The 21252-nt window shown below is 64.7% G+C and carries 22 protein-coding genes; all 22 read right to left on the reverse strand.

The window, feature by feature from the left end:
- Positions 1-41: 41 nt before the first annotated feature.
- The 22 genes from H7J73_RS32395 to H7J73_RS32500 all read right to left on the reverse strand — a co-directional run bounded on the left by H7J73_RS32395 (position 42) and on the right by H7J73_RS32500 (position 21225).
- Positions 42-1160 carry a peptidoglycan-binding protein gene (locus tag H7J73_RS32395; RefSeq protein WP_264071942.1) on the reverse strand — a complete coding sequence of 373 codons (1119 nt, stop codon included), beginning with the start codon at positions 1158-1160 and terminating at the stop codon, positions 42-44.
- Positions 1160-2398, reverse strand: coding sequence for an N-acetylmuramoyl-L-alanine amidase (locus tag H7J73_RS32400; RefSeq protein ID WP_264071943.1), 1239 nt, complete (start codon positions 2396-2398; stop codon positions 1160-1162). The genes H7J73_RS32395 and H7J73_RS32400 overlap by 1 nt, the downstream gene beginning before the upstream one ends.
- A 40-nt stretch (positions 2399-2438) precedes the next feature.
- The gene (locus H7J73_RS32405; RefSeq protein ID WP_264071944.1) at positions 2439-2711 is read right to left on the reverse strand and encodes a hypothetical protein; all 273 of its coding nucleotides are present in this window, start codon (positions 2709-2711) and stop codon (positions 2439-2441) included.
- Between the two features lie 10 nt (positions 2712-2721).
- Positions 2722-3861, reverse strand: coding sequence for a DUF7257 domain-containing protein (locus tag H7J73_RS32410; RefSeq protein ID WP_264071945.1), 1140 nt, complete (start codon positions 3859-3861; stop codon positions 2722-2724).
- Position 3862: 1 nt separating this feature from the next.
- A complete protein-coding gene (locus tag H7J73_RS32415; protein WP_264071946.1) occupies positions 3863-4945 on the reverse strand; it encodes a hypothetical protein in 1083 nt (360 codons plus the stop codon).
- Positions 4942-5535, reverse strand: a complete 594-nt coding sequence (locus H7J73_RS32420) for a phage gene 29 protein family protein (RefSeq protein ID WP_264071947.1) — start codon at positions 5533-5535, stop codon at positions 4942-4944. Before H7J73_RS32420 ends, H7J73_RS32415 begins: the two co-directional genes overlap by 4 nt.
- Positions 5535-7268, reverse strand: a complete 1734-nt coding sequence (locus tag H7J73_RS32425; protein ID WP_264071948.1) for a Gp37-like protein — start codon at positions 7266-7268, stop codon at positions 5535-5537. Before H7J73_RS32425 ends, H7J73_RS32420 begins: the two co-directional genes overlap by 1 nt.
- Positions 7268-8374 carry a hypothetical protein gene (locus H7J73_RS32430; protein WP_264071949.1) on the reverse strand — a complete coding sequence of 369 codons (1107 nt, stop codon included), beginning with the start codon at positions 8372-8374 and terminating at the stop codon, positions 7268-7270. Before H7J73_RS32430 ends, H7J73_RS32425 begins: the two co-directional genes overlap by 1 nt.
- A gap of 1 nt (position 8375) precedes the next feature.
- Positions 8376-12068, reverse strand: coding sequence for a phage tail tape measure protein (locus tag H7J73_RS32435; RefSeq protein WP_264071950.1), 3693 nt, complete (start codon positions 12066-12068; stop codon positions 8376-8378).
- Between the two features lie 103 nt (positions 12069-12171).
- Positions 12172-12684, reverse strand: a complete 513-nt coding sequence (locus H7J73_RS32440) for a hypothetical protein (protein ID WP_264071951.1) — start codon at positions 12682-12684, stop codon at positions 12172-12174.
- Positions 12684-13514 carry a hypothetical protein gene (locus H7J73_RS32445; protein ID WP_264071952.1) on the reverse strand — a complete coding sequence of 277 codons (831 nt, stop codon included), beginning with the start codon at positions 13512-13514 and terminating at the stop codon, positions 12684-12686. The genes H7J73_RS32440 and H7J73_RS32445 overlap by 1 nt, the downstream gene beginning before the upstream one ends.
- Positions 13515-13620: 106 nt before the next feature.
- On the reverse strand, positions 13621-14103 hold the full coding sequence (locus H7J73_RS32450) for a hypothetical protein (protein ID WP_264071953.1): 483 nt from the start codon (positions 14101-14103) through the stop codon (positions 13621-13623).
- A 32-nt stretch (positions 14104-14135) separates the two neighbouring features.
- Positions 14136-14705, reverse strand: coding sequence for a hypothetical protein (locus H7J73_RS32455; RefSeq protein ID WP_264071954.1), 570 nt, complete (start codon positions 14703-14705; stop codon positions 14136-14138).
- A 19-nt stretch (positions 14706-14724) separates the two neighbouring features.
- The gene (locus H7J73_RS32460; RefSeq protein ID WP_264071955.1) at positions 14725-15135 is read right to left on the reverse strand and encodes a hypothetical protein; all 411 of its coding nucleotides are present in this window, start codon (positions 15133-15135) and stop codon (positions 14725-14727) included.
- Positions 15132-15509, reverse strand: coding sequence for a hypothetical protein (locus tag H7J73_RS32465; protein ID WP_264071956.1), 378 nt, complete (start codon positions 15507-15509; stop codon positions 15132-15134). The genes H7J73_RS32460 and H7J73_RS32465 overlap by 4 nt, the downstream gene beginning before the upstream one ends.
- Positions 15509-16183, reverse strand: a complete 675-nt coding sequence (locus H7J73_RS32470) for a hypothetical protein (RefSeq protein WP_264071957.1) — start codon at positions 16181-16183, stop codon at positions 15509-15511. Before H7J73_RS32470 ends, H7J73_RS32465 begins: the two co-directional genes overlap by 1 nt.
- Positions 16183-16566 (reverse strand): hypothetical protein, encoded by a 384-nt coding sequence (locus H7J73_RS32475; RefSeq protein ID WP_264071958.1) that lies wholly within the window; start codon positions 16564-16566, stop codon positions 16183-16185. The genes H7J73_RS32470 and H7J73_RS32475 overlap by 1 nt, the downstream gene beginning before the upstream one ends.
- A gap of 6 nt (positions 16567-16572) precedes the next feature.
- Positions 16573-17049 (reverse strand): hypothetical protein, encoded by a 477-nt coding sequence (locus H7J73_RS32480; RefSeq protein WP_264071959.1) that lies wholly within the window; start codon positions 17047-17049, stop codon positions 16573-16575.
- A 33-nt stretch (positions 17050-17082) separates the two neighbouring features.
- Positions 17083-17991: a major capsid protein gene (locus H7J73_RS32485; RefSeq protein ID WP_264071960.1), complete on the reverse strand. Its 909-nt coding sequence runs from the start codon at positions 17989-17991 to the stop codon at positions 17083-17085.
- A gap of 16 nt (positions 17992-18007) precedes the next feature.
- Entirely contained in the window at positions 18008-18382 is a 375-nt protein-coding gene (locus H7J73_RS32490) for a capsid cement protein (RefSeq protein ID WP_264071961.1), read from the reverse strand.
- Positions 18383-18415: 33 nt separating this feature from the next.
- The gene (locus H7J73_RS32495) at positions 18416-19801 is read right to left on the reverse strand and encodes a head maturation protease, ClpP-related (RefSeq protein ID WP_264071962.1); all 1386 of its coding nucleotides are present in this window, start codon (positions 19799-19801) and stop codon (positions 18416-18418) included.
- Complete coding sequence (locus H7J73_RS32500) at positions 19801-21225, reverse strand: phage portal protein family protein (protein ID WP_264071963.1); 1425 nt, start codon at positions 21223-21225, stop codon at positions 19801-19803. Before H7J73_RS32500 ends, H7J73_RS32495 begins: the two co-directional genes overlap by 1 nt.
- Positions 21226-21252 lie beyond the last annotated feature (27 nt).

Here is a 21252-nt window from a genome sequence, read left to right on the forward strand (position 1 = left end):
CCGAGAGTTGTGGTTTGCAGACCCCGATGGTTACTTCGCGACTACGGGAGCTTCCAGGCCGTCCACGCCGGCGGTCCGTCATTCCAGTTCGCGACGGTGCCGGGCACGGTGTAGACGACAGCGGTCGTAACCTTCTCGGTGATGATCTGCGCGGCGCAATCGACCGCGGTCAGGCCGCGCCAGAACGTCTCCGGCTGGTCGTGGTAGCGGAAGTGCGCGTTCGTCTGCACGAACTTGAGCAGCGTCAGCAGCGCTTGGATGATCGCCGGAATGTTGGTGATCATCGCGAGAAGGTTCGGGGTTCCGTTGTCGGTGACCTCGGTCGGATTGCCGCCGGTGATCAGCGGCAGCAGCGCCGCGAGGGCTCCAGCGCCGGGGACGACGGAGCTCACCAGGCCGAGCATGATCGGCCCGAACGACGACGACAGCACCTGAAACAGGTAGAGCGCGAAGTCGACCGAAGCTTCCATGCGGACCAGGATTTGATAGAACTGCGGCAACAAGCCGGTGGCGTTCGGGTACATGTCGCCCTCATGGGTGAAGTCGTACAACCGATCCCACGTCCACTCGGGGTAAGTGACACCCGATATGCCGGACCCACCGGGATCGTTGCCGAGTAGCGTCGGGCCGCCCCGGCGGGACGGGTTACCGAAGACGGTGAACAGCTTCCACTCGTCGCGGCGGTCGGCCGGCCACTGTTCGAGCGCCGCGCGAAGGACGTCGCCGCCCATCGAGTAGGCGTCGCCGATCTTCGGCCGCGGATCAGGCAGCGCCAGGCGCAGCAGCTCCGCGGAGCCCTCGGCGACTGCGTCGATGTAGGAGTGGTTCGGGTTGCCTATCAGGAACGCATCTGTCGAGAAGCCGACGCCTTGCTGGATGAACCGCTTCGTGGGCGCGGTCGGCGCCGGGACGATCACACCGAGGCGGAGCTTCGTTTCGTAGGTGAGGACGCCGCGATCCTTGCCCGCCGCGATGCCGAGGTAGTCCTGAATGTTGCGCAGCGCTTTGTCGGTGGCCGCATCGAATACATCGTGCAGGGTGACGCCGACCTCGACTGCTTTCGAGTTCTTCGCATAGGCCAGCAGCAGGCGGCGGTTCAGCTTCCCGATCTCTGCCGACTGCATCGGTGGGTCGGTGAGCTGGGGCTGCTGCCAGGCCATCAGACACCGACCTTCGTCGCGACGTCCCACAGCTTGTCGCGTAGCGTCCGATCCTTCGACGTCCACAGAGGGTCACCCGGCCCGAGTTGAGCGGCGATGTACTCCAGCAGCTCCCGGTCACCGGCCCCCTTCGGCCAGATCGGCGCCGGCAATGGTGTGGTGTCGGCCGGCTGGGTGATGACCGGCGCGTTGGATGTGTAGTAGTTGACCCGCGCGATGAAGTAGTCCCACGGGAAGTTGTCGCCGACATCGGTGTGGGTTCCGTATCCGAGAACCTTTGTCACATAACGGTGATCAGAAATCCCGGCGCGGGCGGCGCCTGCATAGGGCGGCGGGATCACCTCGATGGAGAAGCCGTACTTGTAGGCGTCCTGCACCGCCAGATACGCGGCGACGTCGATCGCCTTCGACTGCGTCATCCACTGCTGGCGCGTCCACTCCACCTTCGATCCGGCGAAGCAGAGGTTGATGCTGAACACGTTGGCGTTCAGCACCGCCCAGCAGTAGTAGTCGGTGTCTACGACGTCGACGACGGTGACTCCACCATCGGTGGCCTGCCGCACGCAGTAGTGGTACGACACCGCCGAGGATCCGCTGGAGCCACGAAGGTAGGCGGCTAGGTCGGTGGCGGCTGAGTCATAGGTGGGGCCCAGGCCGGTACCGGGCGGCTGTTCGGTGTGGAGGAAGAAGTTGATCGGCACCCGGGAACGCGCCGAGGCGTGCTGGAAGCTGCCGTTGACCAGGTCCATGAAGATCTGATCGATCTCGTTGAAATCCGGTCTGGGCACGGTGATTATCTTGCTGGGCACGGTGATTCCTCCAGTGGGCCAATACTTGTCGAGGTAGGGGGTGACGGTCGCGATGCGCGACTTGATCTCGGTGAGGTATGCCTGACGGCCGTGGTCCCACCAGTACTGGGTGCTCGGCCAGTTGGGGGCTTGCTGCAGCCAGCAGATGTTGAGCCAGATGTCGCCATGGCCGGGCGAGGTGCGTTTGACGTCAAGCTTGTCGAAGAACGCCTTGACCTGAGCGGCAGCACCCTGGAAGCGGTTGGGGTAACTGCTGTCCTGCTGCGCGACGCCGTAGGTGATCTTCTTGCCCTGCGGGCCCCACACGGTCTCGTCCCACTGCGATTCCTGGTAGAGGGCCGACATCTCGGCCAGGCATTCGTCCCGGGTGTGGTTGCGCGCCTTCGCCTCACTAACGATGAGTTGCGCTACCTGATCCTTCGATGTCACGGGTGAAGCACAGCACCGGAGCGTTTTCTGAGCGAACCAATCAGGGCTGGGCCGCTTGGTATTCGGCGTCGGTGAACTTCAGAAGCCGACCGAGCAGCAACACCAGGTGGTCACCGACACGCGCTGTCAACGCCGGCGCGTCCGGCTGTCGATCGCTACTGATCTCCAGGCTCGATACCACCGCTCCGGCTTCCTGCCACAGAGACACCTGCCCGCGAAAATGGGAGCCGTCGACACCGGCGAGCTCGCTGTGAACGGCGTACATGGTTGCGAGGCTGTCCAACTGGACGTGGCCATCGATGAACACGCTCATGGAATATCTCCTAGTTTCCTTGGTCTGCGACGGTGATTGATCCGAGGCGGGCAGGCGCGGCCTGGCCGGCGATACCGCCAAGCCCCTTGGCGAATCCACCTACACCCCACTCGCGGTTACCTGAGCCGATCGTGTGCGTGGTCTCCGAGAACGCTGGAATGATCGGACTTCCGTTGCGCACCAACCACAACAGTGTCGGATCGGTCTGCTTGCCGTACCAGAATTCGAACACGTCACCGTCGCCGGAAGTGATGGCCACGCTCGCGGCCGTGGTGAAGGTGTTGCCGCTACTGACCACCTGGATCGCCGCGACATCATCGCCAACTGCGGCGCGGATGTGCCCGGCGCCGGCGCGCCCGATCAGATAGGTGTATCCGCCATGTGCCGCCTTCTTCACAAACGGTGCAGACACCACGCCGTTGTTCGTTGACAGGGGATGTGACTGGTCGACGTAGAGCTCTGTGCGGTCCGCCGAGCCTGATCCCTTCCATACCAGGACGGACTGATCGGCGGAGCCGCTGGATCCGCTGGTGATCTTCGCTGGACCGTAAGTCCCTGCACCTGGCCCATATCCAGCTAGTGAGTAGGGCGGGTTCGGTAGGTGCGCAGCGGTCCCGTACGCGAACGGGTCAGTGAAGTAGACGCCGCCACCGCCGGGGATTTCACCGGCCTCGATGCGTGCCTGCAAACGTTGGGCGATGGTGTTCGCGGTCGCAGCGGCCGTGCCGGCGGACTGTCCAATTCCGAGCAGTCCGGAGATGGCGTTCCACACATCGAACTTGGTTGCGCTGGCGCCGAGGTCGAGAGGGGTACCGGCGAACGCTTTGCCGATCGCGTCGGCGATGCCACTTAGAGGGTCGAGGAACGCGGAAACCACCGCCGACCACAGGTCTTCCGGGGTGGGCAGATTACCGAAATTCAGGTTGTTGAAGATGCCGCTGAGCCAGTCGAAAAACTCGGTCAGATCAACACCGGTGAAGAACTTGATGACATCGAGGATTCCTTCGCGGATCTGTTCGCCCGCGTTGCCGGCGTCTTCGCCGATCGCCGAATACGGATCCGCATACGACGCGATCCCGGACCGATTCGGGTTCCACAGCGAGTTCCCGACGCCGCGGGACTGCGGATGCTTGTCGACCGCTTTGGGCATGTCAGCTCACTGGTATCAGTTCGAGTGACAGATGCGATTCGAGCGTCGCGTAGGTGTAGCCGCCGGAGCCGCCCTGTCGGTACAGGATCACGTAGACGTCGATGCCTTGGCCCTTCGAGATGCGGCCCACCGAGGACTCCGGGCCCACCGCCCGCGACGGGTTCGACGTGTCCGACCAGTGGTCCCGGATGTGGGCGATCGTCTCCGCGTCCAGCGTCGACGGATCGTAGAGAGCTTTCCCGCACAGCTGGCCCGACTCCGGGGCGTCCGCGCTGCCCTGCGGCAGATACCGCACTTCCACGCACACCTGCGCCGAGTTGAACAGGCCCGAGCGCTTCCACCGCAGATGCCCGCCCACCTTCAGGTTGTAGGCGGAATCCTGGCCGACGATCGTCGGCGCGGCAACAACCGTGCGGGCCTGGCTGAACGTGCCCGCCGGTCCGAACGACCCCTCCGGGATCGTGATGTATTTGACCGCCTGCTGACTCGCGTCGCCCGGCTCCCACCGCTCGTTGGCGGCGTTCCACAGGATGGTCTGCCCGTCGAGTGGTTCCCCGTGGAAGTCCAGAGATTCCGAGATCCGCGAGTTGTCGCCTTTGGGGCCGATCAGTCCGGGGATCAGTAGGTGGAAGGTCGGGTTCTCGTCGGTGCCGCCGTCCTGCACGACGATCTCGCCGTAGGGCGTCGAGCTGGCGGCGACGAGCTCGGCTGTTATCGACAGGTTCGGTGTCAGCCCGGGCGGGCCCGGGATAGCGCCGAGGATCACCTGCCAGTTGTCGCCGTCCCAGATATGCCAGAACCCGGCGATGTACCAGGCGCGGCCCGCGTCGGCGTCACCGAGGCCGTCTGGCAGGTCGGCGGGGTTGGTGATCGTTGACGCAAACTCTGGGCGCCAGAACGGCGACGGCAGACCGCGCGGGCCAGTCGGTCCGATCAGCGCGTCGAGTGTCAGCGCCGCCTCGTCGGGCATCAGCGTCAGCGTGCCGGCGATCATCTGCGGATCCCCGGGGTTGCGGGGCATCGCATAGAACTTGATGTTGACGAATCGCGACCCGATGTAGATCGGTTCGACTGGGATCGTCATAGCTTGCCTTCCTGTCGGAGCCGTTCTGCTTGGCGGCGAAGCGCTTTCGCTTCCTCTGTCTGATCGCTGTCGGCTTCGAACCGGCGGGCGGCGTGCGTCGTGCCGGCGCTGAACGCCCGCTCCGCGGCGGGCCGGAACATCCGGTCGAATGCCTTCTTCGCGTCCGGCGACATCTGCGCGTGCTGGACATCCATCGCGGCCTTGCGGCGGCGGGCTTCTTCCTCGGCGTCGGCGAGTAGCGCTTCGGGAGTGTCGAAGCTCTTGGGGATCCACTCGACGGCATCGACCAGGCGGCCGGTCTCGTCGGGAAGCACCTTGCGGCGGATGAGCGCGAGGTCGTCGTCCTGGGTGACTCCAGCGAGCGCAGCGTGTAGCAGCAGCAATTGCAGTGTGGCGTCGTCAATTCCGATGATGACACCGTTGAGGGCGTTGACGGCGTCGCGGAAGTACAGCAGCAGTTTGTCGGCGCGCGCGCGGGCTTCTTCCCATTCCTCGGTGGTGAACGCGTCGATGTAGGGCGACTCTGCGATGCCCGGGATCCGGGGCCGCTGGGAGTGCTTGCCGCGCTTGAGGCGTGATGCCTTGCCCATTAGAAGAGATCTCCACTTCCGGCGAGTAGTGCGGCGAAGTTGCCGACGTTGGCGATCGTGCGGAAGCCCCGCGCGATCGGGTTTTCTTCGCGGGAGTCGTCGCCGAAGCTGACTTGCACGTCGCCGGCGAGTTCGCGGGTTCCTTCGGCGCGGGCCGCGAGGATCTGGTCGGTGTAGATGACGTTGCGGATGTCGGTTGAGACACGGTCGCCGAGGGTGTAGTCCTGGCCCCAGATGTAGGGGCCTTCGCCGACGTCGAATTTCATCGACGAATAGGCGCGCATTTCTTCGTCGCCCTGCGCTAATCCGGCTATCGCATTCAGCACATACGCAGTTCCGGTGTTTTGGGCAAAGTGTTCACGGAATGCGTAGCTACCGGCTTGTGCGGATCTGATCGGGTTTACGAACCGCTGGAAAGCCAGAAAAACGTCGTCTAGCTGGCCCTGGTAGAGGTTGTCTAGCCCTTCGACGCCGTACTGCTCATAGGCGCCGATCCCGTAATTGATCACCTGGGCTAATTGACTTAGTCCATATCTAATAGCCCAGGTGATCGCCATATTCACCCAGCCGGGAGATTTTCCACCGACGATTATGTCGGTGGCCTGCGATTTGTGGATTACGCGTTTCTTCTTTTTGACGTTTCCGTATCCGACGTCACGGAACACGATCGGCGGCTGCTGCGGCGCGACCATCAACAGCTTCCGGAAGAACGGGTCCGTCTCGCCGTCGCCGTCTGTGTCGAGCGGGATGATCGTCTCGGTGATCAGGTCGTCGAGCGTTGCGGCCATCAGGTTCAGGCCGCCGTCGAGCAGGGTGCCCGTGGGGCCCGTGACCCCGGACTTGTCCTCGAACGACAGGATGATGCAGGCCCGGGTCGGCTTCAGTACCTCGGCCAGCGCGTCGCCGAACATGGTGTACGGCGGCGGATCTCCCGGGAGCCAGGTGTAGGCGCGACAGATGACGCCGGCATCCTTCATGACCGGCGATAGGACGGTCTGCGCGTCCTTCCAGCGGGAACCGATGGTGCACCAACGCGACTGGTCGATGATGGGGTTGATCGGCATCACCTGGACGGGCCAGTTCAGCGGCGAGATGTTCTGAAGCCACGTCTCCGGGGCGAACACGTTCCGCGGGATCGGATACCAGCCGTTGAGCGTGTAGAGCCGGAACAGGTTGATGAACACTGCACTGGCACAAGTGAATGCAGTCGGGCCGCCCCAGAGGAACATCTTCGGGATCTGGATCTCCATCGGGAAGATCGGGTTCGCCGCCAGGTAGATGCCGCGCATGTGGCGTCGGTTCGAGATGCACTTGAGCGTCGTCGTCGGTGGCCGCCCGGCTTCCTCGACGTCTTCGATCGTGAGAACCTTGCCGCCCCAACGGTTTTTGAAGTCGGTCGGATTGTCCGGATCGGGGTCGATCGTGACATGCAGGTCTTCCTCGACGCGGGTGTCGATGCAGATGATTTCCCGAAGCCAGTCCTGGTGGCTGCCCGAGAACGTGACCTCCGCGGTGCCGTCGTCGGTGGCGAGCTCTTCCCACATCCACCGGTCGACATCCTCGATACGAGTGATGAAGTTGAACTCTTTGTCCCACAACCGGATTAGAGGCTTCTTCACCTTCCGGTTCATGTAGGCGTGGCGGCGTTCGAGCAGCTGCATGTAGACCTGCTCGGTCAGCTCGCCATCTTGGGTCTTCGCGTCGATCCCGCGATCGAGAGTGGCGGTCGACATCACGCGACCGCCATCTCGAAGCGCTGCGGCACCTGGACATACACCTTGCCGCCGGGGATCGAATGCCGAACCGGCAGCGTGGCCACCGACCGCGGCGGGATCGGGATCGAGAATCCCTTGCCTTTAAACCGTTGCAACAGAGGGATGCCGGTGTCGCCGTATTCGCCGAGGATCCAGTTCAACAACTCGCTGTTGCGGATGAACTTCTTCAGCAGATCATCTACCGGATCCTTCGCGGTGATCGCGATTCGATGCGAGGGATCGGTGTCGATGATCGCGTGCTCGCCCGGCTGCAACTCCGGGACGTCGATCATGTTGGTATCAGTGCGTTTCCGCGTCAGCGTCTCCAGAATGTCGTCGATGAATGGGATCCCGAACATCCGGCCGAGCTGCGGCCAATCGGACAGCACACCCGAATCCGACGTCGGCGTGGTGAACGCGTTCGGCCCGTCCGGCAGCGACACCTTCCCCGGCGCGCTGATCACGTAGATCGGCCAGGCGGGCTCGGTACCGCGGTTCACCGCACGCAGCACACCGTCTGACTTCGGACCGGACTTACGGATGAACGGCGCCGGACGCACATCGGGGCGCCTCCAGCGCGGCTCACCATCGACCGCTAGGACGATGTCGTGGAGCGAGAACCGTTGCCGCGCCGGATCGTCGGCGAGCGTGCACTTCGCGTTGAGCAGCTGCATCGGCACGTACAGCTCACCGAACCGGCGGGTCGTGACGGTGAAGAACCCAGTGTCGTCACGCTTACAGCCCCGCCAGAACCGAGACCCGGTGTCATACCAGCCCAGCGACGTATCGGACATCAGGCCCAGAGGGAACGAGATCTCTTTGCGGCCGTCGATCGCCCGCTGAAAACGCGGCGGGCCGTATGCGGGTTTGGTCCAGATCGAATCGAACGGGATGTGGACCAGACCTTCGATGTCTCCGGCGATGAACGCGCCTTCGACGCCGCCTTCGAGACCAGCGAGCGGCCACACCTTGCCGTCGCTGCCAATCCACTTCAGCGTCACCGCTTCGTCGCGGATCTCCTCGGGGAGGCTCGACCAGGGGTGTTCAGTGGTGCCGGGGTATCCGGGCACTTCGAGCACGGTCACGTCAGGCGCCCTTCGGTAGATGCGTGCCGAGCCGGTCCACACTTGCCACTTCGCGGCGGACGACGTTGGCGATCTCGCCGCTTGTCGGGCCGGAGTCGACGGAGATCGAGACGTTGCGGGACATGTCGACGGGCCCGGGCGCCGGGCCGAGCCCGTTGCCAGATGCCGGGGATCCCGGCGGCACCATTCCGGGGGCCGCTTGGCCGGCGAATCCGAACGGCAGACCGGACGGTGCCGCCTGTCCGTTGACGGGCATTCCGGGCTGCCATCCGGGCTGCTGGATACCGAGCTGTCCGTCGATCGCGCCCTGTAGCGGGCCCTTGAATGCCGACGCCAGGGCGCCGAAAGACTGGACGGCACCGAGATTCGAGATGTCGGGGAAGATCGAGCCGTCGAGGCCGAGTGATTCCTTCAGGAACGAGCCGAAGATGCCGCCGAGCCCGTCGAAGTCGCCGCTTCCGCGGCCGCTCGACTTGCCGGGCTTGCCTGGGGTGAATTTGCCCTTCATCGTCTCGGCGAGATCGGCGCGCGCGTCATCGGCTTCGCGCTTGGCCTTATCGACGGCGGCCTGCGCCGAGATCTTCTGCGATTCCTTGGCGTCGGCTTCGAGCTCACGTTGCCGCGCTTCGGCTTCTTTCACGCGGGTGTCGGCGTCAGCGACTTTCTGATTCGCCTCGCGGACTGTCTTCGCGTCCGGCGCGGTGTAGGTGCCGGGCTGCCCACCCGGCCCGACACCCGCTGTCCCGCCGCCGGAGACCGAGTAGCCTCCGCCGATACCGCCATCGCCGCCGGCGCCTTCGCCGTACATCGCGTTGAGCGGCAAGAACATGTGCTGGTCGAACTCCGGGTTGCTCGCGTTGGCCGCGTTCCCTCCAACGGTGAAGACGCCGTTCTTTCCGCCGGCCTCGGCGCCCATTCCGTTCGACAAGGTCAGTGCCATGTGTCCGTCGTTCGGGTTCGGGCCGTGGTCGTACCAGCCGACCGTGACGGTGCCCGGTCCGCCGATACCGGGCCGGAAGCCGCGCTCTGCCAACCACTTCGCGGCGTTCTTCGTCGACATCAGACCTGTGTCCGGATAGCCCAGCGCGCGGTTGATCACGCGGGCCGCCATCCCCGAGCAGTCCGTTCGGTTGCCCTGGCTGTAGTCGGTCCCCGCGAGATCGGATGCGGCCAGAACGTCCGGGCTGAAACCACCCTGGTCGAACTTCCACACGCCGAGCTGGCGGCCGGTCTCCTGCCAGATATCGACGGAGCGCTTCCCTCCCTTGAGGGGGATGTACGCTTCGCCGCCCGTGCCCGGCTCGGCCCACTGAACGAGATAGCGCTGCTCCGGCTGGATCTTCGCCGAGCCGGGCAGGCGGTCGATGCCACCGGCGGCTCGTGGATACGGGGCGAGTAGCGGGTTCAGGGCGGGGGTGTTCGCCGGGCCCGGGGCGGCCGGCGTGAGCAGCTTGCTCTGCCACTGGTTATAAAACGCCTGCATGTCCGCGTTGGCCTGCGTGAGATCAGGTTTCACCGGCGGCTCGACAGGCTGAGCACCCTGCGTCTTCCGGAACGCGTTCAGGATCTCTTCGGCTTCGCCGGTGGTCGCTGTGAGTGCGAGCCCGGTCGGCGTCTGCTCGACCTGCACACCGATCGCCTTCAAACGCTCGATCGTCTCCGGTGAATTGTCAGTGAGGACAATGTCTTTCCCGTTAGGGATTGATGCCACCGCATCCCCGAGCGCGTGATTGAGCGTGGCCGCTTTCTGCGCGGCGGCGCCCTGCTCGGCGATCGAATCGCGGCTGTGGTCGAGCTTCTTAACGAGATCGTCGCCAGCGTCTGCCATCCGGTACAGGCCATCGGCGAGCCCGAACCCGGCCTCGGCTTCCTTGCGCCATTGCTCGGCGGTGTCGTGATCGCCGAGCAAGTCGTACACGGAAGCGCCGAATTTCGTGATCCCGCCGTACGCGTCGCCGATCGCGTTGGTGAGCAGCGCTACGCCACGGATCGTTCCCGATATCGCGCCGGTCACGACCTGCACGAACAACACCGACGCTTCGCCAACCGTCGTGAAGAACCCAATGACGTCGGCCTCGTTCTCAGTGAACGACTTCGCCAGGTCGCCGACCGCCGGCCCCAAAACTCCGGCGAGCTGCTGCTGCATCCCGTCGACCGCTGTCTCGACGGTCCGTTCCATCGACTCCCACGACGACGACGCAGTACCTCCGGCCACATCCGCAGCCTTTTGCGTGGCGCCCGCGACATCGCCGAGCTGGCCCACCGCCGTTGAGAGATCGAACTTGCTCAGTGCGGCCCCGAGATCTTCGGACTGCGTACCGAAAAGTTCGACCGCGATCCGGCTCTGCTCGGCGGGATCCTTGATATTGCGAAGCCCATCGAGCACCTGGCCGAGCGCGTCATGCGCAGCCGGCCCGCCAGCGGCGATCTTCTCCCGCATCTGGTCCGCGGCTAGGCCCAGCGATTCAAATCCATCGACCGTCGTCTTCGACCCGTCGATCGCACGAATGCTGAACTCTTTCAGCGCATCCGCGGCGACATCGCTGTCCCTGGCGCCGGCCTTCATCGCCTGCGAGATCAGCCCGATAGCCTCCGGACCGGACAAGCCGAGCTTCCGGAACTGAGTGCCGTATTCGTTGATGGTGTCGAGCCAGTCTTCGGACTCGTTGAGCCCGGCCTGCTGTCCCTTCGTGATCAGGTCGAACGCCGCTGTCGCGTTCGGCGCCAGACCTGTGGCAATGGCCTGATTCGCCGCCCGGGCCACCGCAGGGATGTCCTCGCCGAGTAGGCTCGACACCGTCTCAAGCTGCGAGATCATCTGCGACTGAGCGCCACTCGATGCCTCTGGATTGAGCAGACCTGACTGGATCGCCGCCCGCGCGGCTTCCATGTTCCCTTCGATGGACTCGCCGAAGTTCTTCGTGTACGACTGCGCGGCCGCCCCCGCGATCCGCTTCATCGTCGCGTCGTCGACACCTAGCTTCGCCTGAACGTTGGCCTGTGCCTGTTGCTGATCCATCCCGGCGAAGACCTGTTTCGCGATCAGCACGCCGCCAGCGAGGGCGATCGTCGCAGCAGCAGCGATACCCATGCCGATCGGTCCGGCCTTCGTGCCGAGTGCCTCCAGCGGTCCGCCGAAGCCCTCCATGAACGATGCGCCAGCTTCACCGCCAGCCGAGCCGATCCGTCCGGCAACACCGGACGCCTTCGAGCTCAGACCTTCGAGCGCGTCACCAGCGTCACCGGCTTTGCCGCGGACCTTGTCGAGCCACGACAACCCGCCGTCTTTCCCTGCGGACTCCGCCTTTTTCTGCGCGTCGGCTAGCGAGTTCTGCGCTCGCTCAAGAGATCGCGTCTCTGCTTCGACGTTCCGCAGCGCCGCCGCCTGCCCGCGTAGCGCCTTCTCCCGTGCTTCCTCGGCCCTAGCCAGCGTGGAGCCCGTAGCGCCCTTGTCGCGGACCTCGTTTAGGCGCTCCTCGGCGACACGCACTTTGCCGGCGGCATCTGCTTCTTTCTCCTTGAGCGCGACGATCTTGTCGGTGCTGGCCTTTACAGCGCGCTCGGCGTCAGCTACGCCGTCCTTCACACCGCCCGCGATGGCTTTCGACGCAGACTTCGACACACCGTCGAACGCCTTGTCGAGATCACGCCCGATCTTCCCGATACCCCCCTCGAAAGAGGGGATGATCGGCAAAGCGTAGTAGCCTACGTCCCTTCCGCCGCTAGCCATTGCTCACCAAAGTCAGCGAGCGAAGAGTCCTGCTGACCTGCGTTAGGACGTCGCCTGAGGGCATGAGTTATCCGCCTGCCTGGATATCGGGCGGGGTATAGCGCGATTCGGTCGCAGCGAGCCGGGAGGGGTCGGCGCTGCGGAAGTTCGTCTGTCCGCCGGACTCCGTCGCATTTGACTCCGGTTGCGACGCTGGTGATATCGCCGACGAGGAACGTGACGGTGCGTCCTGCCGGACAAGTCCGGCCGCCTCGGTGAAGATCGGGAAGAACTCCCAGAAGTCGCCGATCTTCGGTGCGATGTCAAGGAATCGGTCCCACTGGTCGGTTCCGATCATCAACTCGACACCGTCAGGGAAAGTGCCGGCGCGTCCGCGCTGGAAGATCTGCATCGCCCGGGTGGGCCACTCAGACCGTGATGTCGGGAACGTGAAGGTGTTGTCCCGGAACGTGATCGTTGTCAGTCCGGTCTCGTCGTCGCGTGAGATTTGGTCGGAGAATGGTCGCCTCGACACCGTGTCGTTCTGGTCCTCTTTTTCGGCCGCTGGTGGTGGCGTCGTGGTCGTCTTGCGTGCGGTCATCAGCCCGCCTTCCTGTCGGATGTCATTTCGCGGCGGCGGGATGCCATCGCCTTGTCCAGCGCCGACACAGCGGCCGGCGGAGGTTCAGTAGCGGTCTGCGCGCCGGCGGCCACGACAGCGGCCGCGGTCCGCGCCTTCTTCGCCTTCGCTGCGTCGATGCGCGCCCGGGAGGCAGCGGGCGAGTAGTAGTCCTCTTTGTCCGCGAGATCAGCCATCGTTTGGGCGTTCTCGCGGCGCATCTCCTCAACCTGCGCGATCTCTTCGGACGTCATCGGGCGGCCGACATACACCTGGCGGGCCAGCTGCTCCCAAACCTGAGCGGTGAGAATGCTCTGCCGCGTCCACATTTCGTGGCCACCGTTTCGCGCGACAGACAGAGCTGACGACGGCGGCAGGCGCCGGATGTACACCCAGATTTGGCGCAGCGTCAGGTCACCGCGCCATCGATCGAGGTAGTCGACGTTCCGGAAGGCCCGCAGGTCAGAGGCGATGTCGTCCTCGAACGCGTCGAGCCAAGCGATCAGCCGGGGGACGGCGCCGAACAGTTGCAGCCCGAACAGGCTGTCGGGCAACGGAGTCTCTTCAGGAAGCCTGGATACGCCGGCCGCGGCTGCCATAGCATCCGACAGCGAGACGATATCGCCGTACATCGGAATCGGCGCGGTCTGGCCGCCTAGCAGTTCGACGACCGCGTCGACGTAGAGCCCGCGCCGAATCAAGCCGAGCGGCCACTCTTCGAGTGCCCGTGGGATGGTGAGATCGTGCTTGCGCCAGACGAACTGGACTAGCGGTTCGCCGAGCGCTTCGAGTCGCGCTGCATCACTGCTCACCTGTCAGCATTGCTCCGCCATTTCGCTTCGGGCCGTGTCCCCGCTCCGGCCGCCAGCGAAGCGACCGTGCCGATCTACGTCAGTGCGAAAGGTAGAGCAACGCTGTTTACTGCGCTTGCGAGCTCTTCTGAGCCTCGGTGATCTTCGCGACGAGCTGCGGCTTCGTAAGCAGGTCACCGGCTTCCGCCGACACTGGCTCCGGGGTATTCGCGGTCACGGCGACCAGCTGCGCGACGAGTAAGTCTTTCGAGTCGCCCATCGACGGGACCCGCTTCTCCGGAGAGTGATCGGTATTGGTCGGCGGATCGCTGGCGTCAGTATCGGCCTCGGTGGTGTCTGCCTCATCCTCGGTCCGCGGGGTCGGGGCCGGGTGGATGTCTTCGTCGGCGACCTGGACGGCGGTGATCTGGCCGCGCTGCGGTGCCGTGCGTGCGACGATCGGATCCTTCTCCGCGTCGTGCTTCTCGGGGTCGAAATACTTGCCGACCTTTCGCTTCTCAACCAGGTTGGCTGCGGACGCGTCGTCGACTTTCAGCACTTCGCCGGCCTTGCGCACTCCGGCGTCCTTCGTCAGTCTGACCAGCTTCATGTCGAGATCTCCCGTTCAGTCAGGTAATTCGATTACGCGGCGTCGCCGTGCTGCCAGATGAACAGTTCGCGCGCGCTGTTCGGGAAGATCCGCGCCGTCAGATCGGACGGTGTGTTGTCGCCCTCGACGTCCTTCTCGTTCGGAATCCACAGCCGCGCCGGGCGCTTCGTGATCTTGCGGTCGATGTAGCCGTCCGCGGTGCGCTTCTCGAACCCGAAGTACAGATGCGCCGGATCTGGAATGACGAGCGTGGTGTCACTCGACCCCGGCCATTTGATCGACTGGACGACCGGATTATCCTCGCGGGCCTTCAGCGCCACAGTCGCCTTGAAGTCCTTCGACGCGACCAAGATTGTGCCGTAACCCCAACCAGTGATGTCGGTTTCGCTGAACTCACGCTGCGTGTCGATACCGTCAGCGCCGACTAAGATCCCGAGGTAACCCCACTTCACCGTCGACTGGGCGGTGGCGTCCCACGCCACAGTGGTGTCGAATGGGTCGGTTATATCGTCGGGGATGTCCGCCGGGGCGAGCACAGGCTGCTTGTAGACGAACACATCGGCCTCCGTGAAAAGCCGCACATTGCTCGGGTTGCCAGCCATGTTCGTATCTCCCTGTCGTTCAGGCGATGGTCTCGGTTCGGATCACCACGGGCACAGTCCCGGTTGCGAGGTCCGCGCCGGTCTCCGAATGCTGTGCATCTGTGAGCGACGTCGGACCGTTATTCCGGATTGCTGCAAGTCCTTCGGGAAGGTTAGCGAGGATGTGACCTAAGCACTTGCGAGCTATTCGGCGGCTCGTTGGGATGTCGTCCGAGCCCACCGTGATCCGAATCGTGTGCTCGGACTTCACCGGCCAATCGACCGGCCCCCCGTCGTCGGCGACCAGGACCAGCGGGCGCTTATCGGCCAGCGACCAGTCCTTCGGCCACTTGTGAGTCGCGATGCGGGGCACAGGATCTTCGTCACCGAGCAGCGCCACCAGCGCCGGCCTGATCGCGTCGACCGGCTCGCCTTGAACCCGAGTTGTCATTTCTGCTTCCGCTCCGGCAGACCTGAATAGCCACCCGAGGTGGCCTTCGCCCGCTCTTCCGCATCCGATAGACCTGTCGCGAATGCCCGCCGCCACTGACTGCGTGACACGAAGCCGCCGTTCTGGTTTCGCCCGGAACGCTGCCCGGCCGTCTCTCCCATCGCCTTCGTCGCTGTCCCATCGATCGCCTGCGCTTCTGCGTCCACGACGACCGAACGCGCCTGCCGGTCGGTGACGTACTTGACCACCTGGCCGCCGGCTTTCGCCGCCGCGTCCTCGGCGATATCGTCGAGCGCCGCCGCGATCCCGCTGTCTTCCTTCAGGATCAGGCCGATGTTCTTCCGATTCGGAACGAAACCCTGCTTGCGTGCCATCAGCTGCCACCTCCGCGGTACCGGGCCAAGATCACATCCTGATTCCGCTCGGCGTGCTGCGAGAACTCTCGCTGGACCCGCGCGAGGCAGTCACGGCCGCGGACCCGGATCCAATCGTCGTCACCGACACCACTGCCGGCGTCCAGCACGACCGTGAAGTCGGCTTGCTCTGTGGTGCCCCCGGCGCCGTACCGGGCCACGGTGTTCCCGGCGTCCACGGCGAGCGCGACGAGCTCGGTCGGTGCACCGTCCGGCAGCCGCTTGCCGTCGTCGTCCTGGCCGCCGCGCGGCGTCCACAGCACCGTCTCGGCCACGCTGCGTGCCTGTTCCTCCCGCGAGCAGAACACCCGAACATGGTGCGGCGTCTGATCGATCAGCGTCTTCTTCACGCGGGCGTCGCCGGACAGCTCGTAGACCTTGCCGTCGTGTTCGATCGCATCCTTCGTGGTGAGAGCCATCGCATCCGTGTCGACGTCGAGCGCGCACTTCGCCGAATAGACCGCCACCGGCGGGACGCCCGACGTCTCCGAGACACCGGTGATCGTGAACTTCACGCCGTCCTTTGTCACCAGGCGATCGGTGTAGACCGGGCGGCCGTCTACGTCGAACTCGCCGTCGACCGGATCGCGGAAGATCAACTGGACAGTGTCGGGGCCGAGGCAGAGCGCGGGCATCAGTAGTCGTTCACCGGGAAGCAACCGGACGCCGCCGCGCCGAGGTCCAGGCCGAGCCGGACCCATTGCGCGTCAGTGATATCGATCGCAGCGTTCGGGTTCGCGAAGACGCGGGCCTCCGTCGAATCATCGGTCGTGATCGTCACCGACGAGTACCCGGCGAAGTCGCCGCGGCGCAATACGGCCGTGACGACTTCGTAGATGACCAGCTCGACTTCGGGGTCCGTGTCGTCGAGCGTGACACCGGCCTGCGTGAACTTGCGGCGAATCTGCTGCGACGCCGACAGCAGCAACAGGTCAGCGAGTTCGTCTTCGGCGCCGACGAGCGGCCGGAAGAGCTGAATCAGCCGGGTCTTCGTGATGATCGGCGTGATCACCGCCATCGGGAACTAACCTTCCGGCGGTGCGGCCGCCTGAAGCTGATCCTTCGTCATCGCCTTGGCCTGCTCCGCCGTCACCGGGGCATCCGTTCCGGCAGTGGAGGCCACGATGTACGCCTGCCAAACCTCCACCGCCGCAGCTTTCGCCGGACGCTTCGGGGCATCGGCAGGCGTTTCCGGGGGCGCGGGGGTCTCGGCCGCAGGCGGAGTGCCGTCGTCCCCGGCAGGCGTCTCGGGAACTGGATCAGCTACGGGCGGATCGGTGGCATCCAGTGCCGGTCCGTTTGGATCCCCCCCTGCGAGAACAACTTCAAGCGGGTCGGGAGTCCGCGTAGTCGGTGTCGGCGCGGTGAACACGCCCAGCTTGTCGCCGCGTTCGATCTCATCGTCGGGCAGGTCCACTTCGTTGCCGAAGTAGCCGATCCGGAACTTGCCGTTCGTGTCCTTGTACCGCCAGATCGCGTTCCGGATTACCCGCTTCGCCATCGTTTCTCCCGTTCGTGGATCAGGAAGAAGAAATCAGCCGGCCAGGCCGGTGATCTTCTTCACGGCAAACACGTTGGTTACGCCCATGATTGGCATGACGAACGACTGGACCCAGCTCGTCCGCTTGCCCGGCTCGCGCCAGGTCTCGGTCTGAAGCTGCTTCTCGTAGTCGAGGAAGCCGACCTGGCCGCGCTGCGCCGCGTAGGCAGTGCCCGCGGTGACCCGGTTCGACACGAAGGTCGAAACATTGGCCTTGTCGAGGATCGTCGCGGCGTTGCCGTCGTACGCGGTCTGAAGGTTGAACCATTCCTGCGGGTTCATGATCCAGACGTTGTACTCGATGCCGAGCTCTTCGACGTCGGCGGCCAGCTGTGCGCCGAGCAGATCGGCCAGTGGCCGTTCCTGCATCGGGGTTGGGGACGTGCCGCCGGTCTGGATGTCCGACCAGTCGTGGCCCGGGATCGTCGCAGCACCGCCAGCGTTGGCGATGACATCTTCGAGGACCGCCACGGCGCGCTGATTGACCTTGCGGACAATCGTATTCGCGAGCTGCGTGGTCTGGTTGTTCAGGTGAACGATGTCGTTGCGGGTCACCGCTTCATCGGAGACCGGGAACTTACCGCCCCAGTCTTCCGAGCGTGCAACCTTGGGTGCCAGCCGCTCCGAGCTGACCAGCGGGTACTCGTCGGTCGGCCCGCGCTCCTCGACGTCGTTCTTCAAGTACAGCTCGTTCGCTGTGACTGCGTCGTAGATGATCGCGCCGGAGGCGGTCGACGCGCCGGACTGCGAGAACAGTTCGGTCGTGATGAACCGCTGAAGGGTCAGGTCCGAGATCCGCTTCGTGATACGGCCGGGCTGCTTCAGAGCACCGTCGACGGTGAGCGTCGTGCCACTGACGGTCGGTGGTCCCAGCGGGTAGGTGACAGGCGATGCGTAGGCCATGATCAGTCAGTCCCTTTCAGTAAAGCGAGATCTCGGCGAGAGTCGCATCAGCGGCGCCGGTGAGGGCGTAACCGACAGCGACACCAGCGTTTTTGGTGACAGCGACACCCGCAGCCCCGACTTCGACCTCGGCGAACGCGGCGATTGCGCCGGACGCCAGGACGTGAACGACGCGGTCCTTGCCGCGGGCAACGCCGACTTTGTCACCGGCTGCGGCGTCGTACTTCGACACGCCGCAGGCCCGGCCGGCGGCGGTCGCGTGGGCAACCGCGATGTTGCCGTTCGTCCGGTTTCCGGTGATCTTCAGGAACCGGCAACCGGTGACGGCAGAACTTGCTCGGCCGGTGAGGTCTCGGCCTGGCGAGTAGACGTCGAGCATTTCGTTAGCCATTGGCTTGTGTCCCTTCGGGTCCGGATGCCTGAGTTACTTGGTCGACGGTTCGAGCGGTGCCGAATCAAACCAGCCGAGGCCGTCTGGCGCGCTCATCTCGGCGCCGGGATCCGGGTTCTGGCCGTGGCCCTGTTCCTGGACGGGGAACACCGCTTCGGCGTTCTTCAGCGCCTCGATGTACTCCGCGCGGGCGGCGCCGGTCAGGTTCTTTTCCCACTTCGCGCGGGATGCCGGGGCGATCTTGCCGGTCCGGATCGCGTCGTCGAGCATCTGTGCATCCGCCTGCGCCTGGATCGCCGCGAATGCTTCGGATCCCCGCTGCGACTGCGCCTTCACCGCTTCCAGGGTCTCGGTGTCGACGACCGCGAAGCCGAACTTCTTCAGCGTCGCCGACGCTGCGGCCAGCTCGCCAGCCTCGACCGGGTCGGGTTCACCCGCCGGATCCGCCGGAGACTCTTCCTCGGTGGCGAGCGCCGCTTCCAGCGCGGCCGCGAACGCGTCGTCGTCGAGTTCCACGTCCAGGCCGTGCTTCTCGGCGAGCTGTTCCTTCAGAGTTGCCACGGGGGCTCCCTTCGTAGAGCGGTCAGCCGGTACGGCTTGGTTCCGGATCCGGATCGCCGGTGGTGGTGCTTCGCTCCGCCCGGCATAGTTGAAGACGGTGAGATCGAAACGATTCTTGAGCGATTCCGTTTCGTCCGCTTCGGAACTGTCGTCGGCCGGCTCGATGATGGTGTCGGCGAGACCGTTGGTAATCATTTCCTCGGCCGTAAACCAGGTCTCGTTCTTCATCAGCTTGAGCCAGTCTTTGACCGATCCGCCGGCCCGGTCGGCGTACACCGAGGCGATCGATTCGTTGTGCCGGATCAGCAGGTCGTGCATTTCCTGCATGTCCGAGGCGTTGCCCGAAACGTAGCCCCACGCTTCGTGGATCATCATCTCGGCGTACTTCGATGTCTGGATCTCGTCACCGGCCATCGCGATAAAACTCGCTGCGCTGGCGGCCATTCCGTCGATGCGGGTGATGATGTTGGCGGGGTGCCGCTTCAACGCGTTCATGATCGCGATGCCGTCGAAGACGATGCCGCCCGGGCTGTTGATGCCGACGACGATCTCGTCGACTTCCAGTTCGTTCAGTGCGTTCGCGAAGTCACCGGCGCTGACACCCCACGGATCGATGATGTCGTAGATCAGGATCTCGGCCGACGTCTTCGTCTTGCCCGCGGCATTGACGGTGGTCGGTTTCTGGATCCGGAACCACTCGATAGGATCGGCGTCTGCTGCGATGCCGAGTGCTGCGCGGGCCGATCGACGCTGAGACTCGTTGAGCCGCATGACCGGAGGCGCAGCGTTGAACGTCGGTAGTTGCAGGAAATGCGTCAGCCCGGACAGTGCGATCTGCCGGTCGCGATCAAGATTCATCAGAACAACACTCCCTGTCCGGTCAGCGTCATCTTCCCGAGATCAGCTTTCGTCTGCTTGCGAGCACTGTTCGAGGACTCGGCCGCGGGATCATTCGCGGGTTCATCCGCCGGGGCCGGGGCGGGCGGCTTGTAGTTCGGATCGAGGGCCGGGGCGCCGAGCTGCTGGCGGATGAACGCCTTCAGCGCCGCGTCCGGATCGAGCAGTCCGGCCTGGACGAGCAGTGCCAGCGCGGAAGCTGTTGCGTCTTGCCGGGAACCGATCTCGTCGCACACGATCAGCGGGGCGCCGGCGTCGATCCCGTAGTTTGAATCGATCAGATCCTCGATAACGTGCTGATTCGTGATGTCGGCGATGTCGTCGGCGATCGACTGCACCGACTGGACGAACACGTCGGCCTGGACGCTGGCGAGCGCATACGATCCACCCCGATCGAGGTTCAGGAAGTGCGCCAGTCCGGCGAGCGCGATCTGTTTGTCGTGATACTCGATCGCCTGCTGCATGTCCGGCAAATTGCCCTGCACGCCGAGGATTTCGAGCTTCGCCCCGGCTGGGAACGCGGCGCCGGCCGACATGCCGCCCCGGAACCGAGTCGCGATCTGCTCGTATTCCTTAATCCGGGTCACGGCCTGCGACCCGTTGGTGTCCTTCTCGTTCAGGTAGGCGACCGGGACACCGATACCGTTCCGGCGAGCCGCAGCCGCCTGGATCCGCATCAGCTCGTCCTTCAGCAGCCAGTGCTTGTAGCTCGGCCGCAGCAGCGAAGTCCCAATCCACACACCAGGTTCCGGCTCGTTGCGGTAGACCACCAGCCGCGACACATCGATGAGCGTCGGAGACAGACGCAGCGGGCCACTCATCGGCTCGTCCTGCACGATCGACAACAGCCCACCATCGCGCGCCACGTTGAACCCGCTGATCGTGAACTGCGGACGCGGAGCGAGCTTCCGGAGGTGAAACAGCCCGTTGAACGGGCCGCCGGTGTCGTCGTAGCGGTAGACCTGCTCGAAGACAGCGTGCCCGTAACGCAAGCACGACAGCGTGTCTCGCAGGTGCGACTTCCAACTGAACCGATCGCGCTGCCTCGGGACCGGCTTATCGCCGCCGCCGTCGCCGCGGATCGGCAGGCCGAGATCGTTCGCAATGTGCGCGACGACGCGGTCCTCGGCGCCGTTCGGGTCTATCCGCCACTGCGTTCGCCGGATTGGCAGGCCGATCGCCGACAGCAGCGACCAGCAGCGGGCGTCCTCGCGTGGCATCCGCGAGTAGGTGATCAGCGACAGCGGCCACTTCAGATCCGGTACCTGCTCGGTGAGTTCCCACCACCACATGTCCGGAACCGAGCCCGGCATCCACGAAGCGGGGTCGGTGGCGGACGGGTTGATGTACCCGATCTCAGTCGTCAGTGCAGCCGGCCGCGCCATGCCCGCCAGTTTCGCGGAGATGGCTTT

This window comes from Mycolicibacterium komossense, assembly GCF_025822605.1.
Lineage (GTDB): Bacteria > Actinomycetota > Actinomycetes > Mycobacteriales > Mycobacteriaceae > Mycobacterium > Mycobacterium komossense.

Excerpts from the sequence above, each read along its gene's own strand:
- H7J73_RS32395 (WP_264071942.1), bottom strand. The coding sequence starts at position 1,160 with ATGGCCTGGCAGCAGCCCCAGCTCACCGACCCACCGATGCAGTCGGCA.
- H7J73_RS32405 (WP_264071944.1), bottom strand. The coding sequence starts at position 2,711 with ATGAGCGTGTTCATCGATGGCCACGTCCAGTTGGACAGCCTCGCAACC.
- H7J73_RS32410 (WP_264071945.1), bottom strand. The coding sequence starts at position 3,861 with ATGCCCAAAGCGGTCGACAAGCATCCGCAGTCCCGCGGCGTCGGGAAC.
- H7J73_RS32415 (WP_264071946.1), bottom strand. The coding sequence starts at position 4,945 with ATGACGATCCCAGTCGAACCGATCTACATCGGGTCGCGATTCGTCAAC.
- H7J73_RS32420 (WP_264071947.1), bottom strand. The coding sequence starts at position 5,535 with ATGGGCAAGGCATCACGCCTCAAGCGCGGCAAGCACTCCCAGCGGCCC.
- H7J73_RS32425 (WP_264071948.1), bottom strand. The coding sequence starts at position 7,268 with ATGTCGACCGCCACTCTCGATCGCGGGATCGACGCGAAGACCCAAGAT.
- H7J73_RS32440 (WP_264071951.1), bottom strand. The coding sequence starts at position 12,684 with ATGACCGCACGCAAGACGACCACGACGCCACCACCAGCGGCCGAAAAA.
- H7J73_RS32450 (WP_264071953.1), bottom strand. The coding sequence starts at position 14,103 with ATGAAGCTGGTCAGACTGACGAAGGACGCCGGAGTGCGCAAGGCCGGC.
- H7J73_RS32455 (WP_264071954.1), bottom strand. The coding sequence starts at position 14,705 with ATGGCTGGCAACCCGAGCAATGTGCGGCTTTTCACGGAGGCCGATGTG.
- H7J73_RS32460 (WP_264071955.1), bottom strand. The coding sequence starts at position 15,135 with ATGACAACTCGGGTTCAAGGCGAGCCGGTCGACGCGATCAGGCCGGCG.
- H7J73_RS32465 (WP_264071956.1), bottom strand. The coding sequence starts at position 15,509 with ATGGCACGCAAGCAGGGTTTCGTTCCGAATCGGAAGAACATCGGCCTG.
- H7J73_RS32470 (WP_264071957.1), bottom strand. The coding sequence starts at position 16,183 with ATGCCCGCGCTCTGCCTCGGCCCCGACACTGTCCAGTTGATCTTCCGC.
- H7J73_RS32475 (WP_264071958.1), bottom strand. The coding sequence starts at position 16,566 with ATGGCGGTGATCACGCCGATCATCACGAAGACCCGGCTGATTCAGCTC.
- H7J73_RS32480 (WP_264071959.1), bottom strand. The coding sequence starts at position 17,049 with ATGGCGAAGCGGGTAATCCGGAACGCGATCTGGCGGTACAAGGACACG.
- H7J73_RS32485 (WP_264071960.1), bottom strand. The coding sequence starts at position 17,991 with ATGGCCTACGCATCGCCTGTCACCTACCCGCTGGGACCACCGACCGTC.
- H7J73_RS32490 (WP_264071961.1), bottom strand. The coding sequence starts at position 18,382 with ATGGCTAACGAAATGCTCGACGTCTACTCGCCAGGCCGAGACCTCACC.
- H7J73_RS32495 (WP_264071962.1), bottom strand. The coding sequence starts at position 19,801 with ATGAATCTTGATCGCGACCGGCAGATCGCACTGTCCGGGCTGACGCAT.
- H7J73_RS32500 (WP_264071963.1), bottom strand. The coding sequence starts at position 21,225 with ATGGCGCGGCCGGCTGCACTGACGACTGAGATCGGGTACATCAACCCG.